The following is a 5,406-nucleotide window of genomic DNA, read 5'->3' on the forward strand; positions in this document are numbered from 1 at the left end:
TCCCGAACTCAGAAGTGAAACCTCTTAGCGCTGATGGTAGTGTGGGGTCTCCCATGTGAGAGTAAGTCATCGCCAGCTCATTATTCCAAAAGCCCTCTGCTCACGCAGGGGGCTTTTTTTATGCGTGAGATTTCTAGGAAAAGAAGTAAATAACCTCCTAATTGTGCCTAGATAATAAAAATATAAATAACGTGAAAAGTATAATTAATCAACTTCGTCTTATTTTCTTATTGGTCTGTCTAAAAAATATTCGATCTACGACTTTAGCCTAAATTTTATTAAAAAAATCTAACTTGGTAAGTTTTGCAGTAGACAAGGTTTAAAGAATCATCCATTTTATATACAAAAGTGAATGAACGTTCATTTTTTTATAGAATAAAAAAGCTCACAATTGGAGGTGAGGAAAAATGACAGCAACAACAGTGAATGTGAATGCTGTAGTGGATGAAGCAAAGTTTAAACCTTTTCATTTGAAGATCGTACTTTGGTGCGTATTTGTCGTTATTTTTGACGGTTATGATCTGGCAATCAACGGTGTTGCTTTACCCCTACTGATGCAAGAATGGAATATGACGGCAGTTCAGGCCGGAATGCTTGCAAGTACCGCTCTGGCCGGCATGATGTTTGGTGCCATGCTCTTCGGTATGCTGGCAGATAAAATTGGACGAAAAAATGTCATCCTGATTTGTGTGACCTTATTCAGTGGATTTACGTTCTGGGGCGGTTTTGCCTCTGGTCCGACTGAATTTGGCATCCTGCGTTTTATTGCAGGCTTAGGTATTGGTGGTGTTTTACCGAATCTGGTCGCATTAACTTCTGAATATGCGCCACAAAAAATGCGTAGTACCTTAGTCACTACCATGTTTAGTGGTTATGCAGTTGGCGGGATTATGGCGGCGTTATTAGGTGCCTGGTTTACCCCAAGTTTTGGTTGGGAAATCATGTTCTATATCGCAGGTATTCCATTATTGGTGCTACCTATACTGTATTTGTATTTACCGGAATCTTTAACTTTCCTGGTAAAGAAACAGCAAAATGAAAAGGCCAGCAAAATTGTTCAACAGATCAGTCCTGAGCAAAATGTCACTGCAAGTACCCAGTTTGTACTGAATGAAGTGCATGCACCCGATGCTTCAATTGCTGCTTTATTTAAGCAGGGCCGTAGCATGAGTACCTTATTATTCTGGTGCTGCTTCTTTATGTGTCTGCTTATGGTCTACGCATTGGGTAGCTGGTTACCAAAACTGATGATGGCAGCGGGTTATTCTCTGGGTAACAGTTTGATGTTCCTGATGGCCATGAATATTGGTGCAGTGGTTGGAACTATTGGTGGTGGTATTCTGGCGGATCGTTTCCATCTGAAACCGGTCATTATTGGCATGTTCCTGTTGGGTGCAGTTTCATTAGTTGGATTAGGCTTTAACTCTCCACAAGCTGTGATCTATCTGTTAGTCGCTGCTGCAGGTGCTTCGGCAATTGGTAGTAGTATTCTGCTCTATAGTTTCGTGGCTCAGTACTATCCATTGGCAATCCGCTCTACCGGTATTGGTTGTGCGTCCGCAGTCGGTCGGGTAGGGGCAATCGTTGGTCCAATTATTATTGGATTCCTGTTGGGTATGGAGCTGCCACATAAAATGAATTTCTTGGCTGTTGCGATTCCAGCCATTATCGGCGCGATTTCAGTGGCGATGATTGTACGTAAAGATCTGAATGCAGAACGAAATGCTGAGACCTCACTGGCGAAACAGAAGCTGAATTCTATTAAAACCTAGTCACTTTTTGCCAATCCACTTGCTATAAATCTGAATTGAGTCAAAAGATCCCTTTCATAAGAAAGGGATTTTTTGTTTAAAGTATAAAAATCATTCATAAAAAATTGAATAAATCAAAAAATCATTGGTCTATAGACTATTTATATAAGCATTTTAATGAGAATAATAAATGTCTAATTATTCAATTATTTAGTTTTATAAAAATGTGATAAATCACACAAATAGCCGCTATTTTATGGCTGAAATTGCTCCATCATTTGGTCTTATTGTGCACTAAATCTCACTTGCGTATATTGCTAAAACTTGAATATTCCCCCGGATATTCAAAAGGATTTTATGGACAAGTACTCATGGGAGATGAGAACGATGACAACGGAAACAGTAGATATAAATTCTGTAGTCGATAATGCGAAATTTACGCCTTTTCACTTCAATGTAGTTGCTTGGTGTTTACTCATTATCTTGTTTGACGGCTACGATTTAGCAATCAATGGTGTTGTTTTACCTTTATTAATGCAGGACTGGGGCTTAAGTGCCGTTCAAGCGGGAATGCTTGCCAGTACTGCACTTGCCGGCATGATGTTTGGCGCGATGATCTTTGGTTCTCTGGCAGATAAAATTGGCCGTAAAAAAGTGATCATGATCTGTATTGTGTTATTCAGTGGCCTAACCTTTGCCGGTGGTTTTGCTTCAAACCCGACTGAGTTCGGAATTTTACGTTTCCTTGCCGGTCTGGGCATTGGTGGTGTTATGCCAAACCTGGTGGCACTAACCTCTGAATATGCACCACAAAAAATGCGTAGTACCTTAGTAACCACTATGTTTAGTGGTTATGCGGTAGGTGGTGTGATGGCTGCCTTATTGGGTTCATGGTTTACCCCAAGTTTTGGTTGGCAAATCATGTTCTTTATCGCAGGTATTCCATTATTTTTATTGCCTGTGATCTGGAAATTCCTGCCGGAATCTTTAGCCTTTATCGTCAAAGACAACAAACAGGAAAAAGCACGTCAAATAGTACGTCGTTTGGCTCCAAATCTAAGTGTTACAGAGAATACAACCTTTAAACTGCCACAGGAAAATGTACCTGAAGCAGCAAACGTGGTGAGCCTGTTCCGTCGTGGCCGTGCGGTAAATACCTTATTGTTCTGGGTTGCTTTCTTCACTTGTCTATTAACCATGTATGCGCTGAGCAGCTGGTTACCGAAGCTGATGATGGCAGCGGGCTACTCAATGGACAACAGCCTGATGTTTATGATGGCCATGAACGTAGGTGCAGTGGTTGGTATTGTGGGCGGTGGTATTTTGGCTGACCGTTTCCACCTGAAACCGGTATTGATGTTCCTCGGTATGATGGGTGCGATTGTGATGAGCTCAATGGGCTTTGCATCTAACCAGTTCCTGCTTTACATCCTGGTGTTTTTGGCAGGTGCAGCGTCAATCGGTTCGCAAATGTTGCTATACAGTTATGTTGCACAATTCTACCCGTTGGCAGTACGTTCAACAGGTATTGGCTGGTCATCTGCGATTGGTCGTATGGGTGCGATTGTTGGCCCGATCCTGATCGGTGGCTTACTGGGTATGAATCTGCCTGCACACTTTAACTTTATGGCAGTCGGTTTACCGGTACTGATTACAGCGATTGCAGTTGCTTTAATCATGCATGATGATGAATCTGAAAAGATTAGTTCAGCAGATACCGTTGCAGCAAAGGCTTAAAACTTGGTTTGAAATAAGAAGCCTCCGAAAGGGGGCTTTTTTATGTAATGTATACGATTTAGAATGATATAAGTATTTTAAATTTAATAAATTTTATGAATAGAATTGAAAAAATAACACTACAACAAATGATTGACTCACTATTTAAACCACAAGCATTCGTTAAGATAAATGGCTTTGATGATATAAAAAATCTTGATGATCATCTTGGACAAGAGCTAACTTTATCTAAAGAAAAAACAATTTTTATGACAACTGATACAAGAGAGATTTTAAGATCACTTACTAGTAAATTAATTATTTATTACAACTTTGAAAATTATATAACTTTCTCTGAACTTTTCTTAATTTTAAAAAAAGTATATGCAGACTATATTTTAAATGAAAAACCTCTAGAAAATATGTTAGATGATGTCTATAAGCTATCAAAGAAAGAAATAAGAATATTTAATAATATTAACTGTTGTGAAGGCATAAAGCTTAAAGACATAGAACAATTAAATTTTGGAAAATACAAAATAATTTCTCCCGATTTATCAATATTTGTTAAGGCATATGGAAAAGATGAGACTAACTTTTATGACATGATGAAGAATTATTTGTGGATTTATGGAAGTGAAAAAGGGAGTAAGAAACAAGCAGAGCAAAAATTTGATTACAAGGCCAATTTAATTACTAGCTTTTTAAGTATCTGTTTGCAGGCAATTAATAAAAAATCAATACTGAATTATAGAATTCAAGCTTTGAATTCTTCTTCTAGTCATAAATCTTATCAACCTCGTTTGCAGTGGGAGCAAGAAAGCTCAGGTGGAAGTTTTTCTTATTCATTTCCTAAGTTTTTTGATGCAGAGATTAATTCCGAAATATTAGAATATTTGAAAACTAATTTATTCTTTGATGATTTCTTTAATATTTTAGAAAAAGAATTAAAAACGGAAGTAGAGGATGCGATTATTAAATCTGTATATTGGTTTTGTGAAGCTTCAAAAGACAATAACGATACTATGAAATTTGTTAAATTATGGTCATGTATTGAATGTTTCTTTTCTATTACAGATAAAGGAATATCTGAAGCAAATGCAAAAGGGCTTGCTTGTATGTTGGTATATGGTGGTTATCGCATTCATGATGTTGAAAATTATAAAAATATAAAATCTAAAATTAAAAAATCATATAATAAAAGATCTAAGGCACTACATAGAGCATATTGGTCAGATATAGATACTATTGATGTTGTTGAATTAGCTAATTGGACTGCTTGGTTAATTATCAGTGTCTTAGGTTTGTCAGTAGTAGGTAACTATACAAAATTATCTCAAATTAAAGAACAAACGATTCGACTAGATAATATACATAATGAAATACAATAGAAATTAAACATTTGAACTTGTAAGATACTTATTCATAAATATTAATTTTGATTTATTATGAAACTCAACTCATTCTCCCCAATCCCTGAAGATGACGATGAACTACATCTTCCTGAACTGGTGTACTGGGCCTCAATCGGTGATGTTGAACAGGTTGAGAACGGCCTACAAGAAGGTTTGGACGTCAACTCTGCCGATGAAGAAGGCTATAGCGCTTTGCAGGCTGCGGCTGAAAATGATCATCTCGAAGTAGTCAAACTCTTGGTCAGCAAAGGCGCAGATGTCGATCATCGCAGTACCTATACCGCTTTGGAACTGGCAGAAATGGCCGGTAATAAAGATGTAGTGGCTTATCTAAAAAGCCTAAAAGGTGGCATTTAAATAAAATAAGATCAAGAAAATAAAAAAGCCTCCATCTGGATAATGCCAGTCAGTTAAGAGATTGACTGGCTTTTTCTTGGGTATTTTTGAGGTTTTCCTTTTACAACCCTTGGATAACTCCTCACTCTTCTCTCAGGTATAACATACCGATTAGATTTCTCCATTAA

The 5,406-nt window shown here is 37.6% G+C and carries 4 protein-coding genes; all 4 read left to right on the forward strand.

All coding sequences use genetic code 11. From position 1 onward, the window contains the following. Positions 1–407 precede the first annotated feature (407 nt). Positions 408–1,772: an MFS transporter gene (locus FTV13_RS15300; protein ID WP_179992889.1), complete on the forward strand. Its 1,365-nt coding sequence runs from the start codon at positions 408–410 to the stop codon at positions 1,770–1,772. Between the two features lie 366 nt (positions 1,773–2,138). Then, entirely contained in the window at positions 2,139–3,488 is a 1,350-nt protein-coding gene (locus tag FTV13_RS15305; protein WP_179992890.1) for an aromatic acid/H+ symport family MFS transporter, read from the forward strand. A gap of 95 nt (positions 3,489–3,583) precedes the next feature. Beyond that, a complete protein-coding gene (locus tag FTV13_RS15310) occupies positions 3,584–4,858 on the forward strand; it encodes a HEPN domain-containing protein (RefSeq protein WP_179992891.1) in 1,275 nt (424 codons plus the stop codon). Positions 4,859–4,915: 57 nt separating this feature from the next. Further along, positions 4,916–5,239, forward strand: coding sequence for an ankyrin repeat domain-containing protein (locus tag FTV13_RS15315; RefSeq protein ID WP_179992892.1), 324 nt, complete (start codon positions 4,916–4,918; stop codon positions 5,237–5,239). The last annotated feature ends 167 nt before the right edge of the window (positions 5,240–5,406 follow it).

It is taken from the genome of Acinetobacter sp. YH12235 (assembly GCF_013417705.1).
In the GTDB taxonomy this organism is placed as follows: domain Bacteria; phylum Pseudomonadota; class Gammaproteobacteria; order Pseudomonadales; family Moraxellaceae; genus Acinetobacter.